A 627-nucleotide genomic window follows, 5' to 3' on the forward strand; every position below is an offset into this window, starting at 1 on the left:
ATCCGATTTTTGTTGGCCACCCGTCTGATCGGAGTTGATAGAGAATTTCGAACATTTCATCACGAACTTCTTCCGCTGACGCCTTTGTCGAGAAATAACCGACATCCATGTCGTCGTCGTGCGCAATGAAATCGCCCTCTCGGACGGCACCCAGCAAAGTCCCCGCCACAAAATAAAGGTCCTTATTAAAGGTCTTGCGAAAATATTCCTGAAATTCTTGATAGGCATCAAGCGCTGAGTGCTTCCACTCGGCCTTGTGTGCGATCGGCAGGGCTATTTGTCCCCATTTATCGATCGTCCATCCTCGCGCAATGGCACGGAAAAGCCTGCCGTTTCCCCGGGGGTTTGGTTCGGCGATCCCGCCTGCACCTGAGTTCGCTCTAAGCATCCCCTGTGCTGATGAGACCCTTATAACGAGCGACTCGGGGAGTCGTTTCAAGGTCGAACCCCCAAAGGCAAACCAAAATTTATAGATTTGAGGATTGGTTGAAAGGGGTGCTGTCCTGACGACCTTTATTAGATGATCGTTGACCGAGATGAACACTTCTGATGTCGTAGGTGGGACGCGTCCGGCGACCACAAGTTTTCCGCGGTGCCGGCCGATCCTGAAAATTCCTGCCGCTGCCC

The 627-nt window shown here is 52.3% G+C and carries 1 protein-coding gene; it reads right to left on the reverse strand.

The annotated features are described in order from the left end of the window. On the reverse strand, window positions 1-544 hold a 544-nt coding region (locus tag ACKAE7_RS21175), incomplete at its 3' end, for a LicD family protein (RefSeq protein ID WP_408980245.1). Window positions 545-627 lie beyond the last annotated feature (83 nt).

It is taken from the genome of Pseudarthrobacter sp. NKDBFgelt, from assembly GCF_046097905.1.
Classification (GTDB): domain Bacteria; phylum Actinomycetota; class Actinomycetes; order Actinomycetales; family Micrococcaceae; genus Arthrobacter; species Arthrobacter polychromogenes.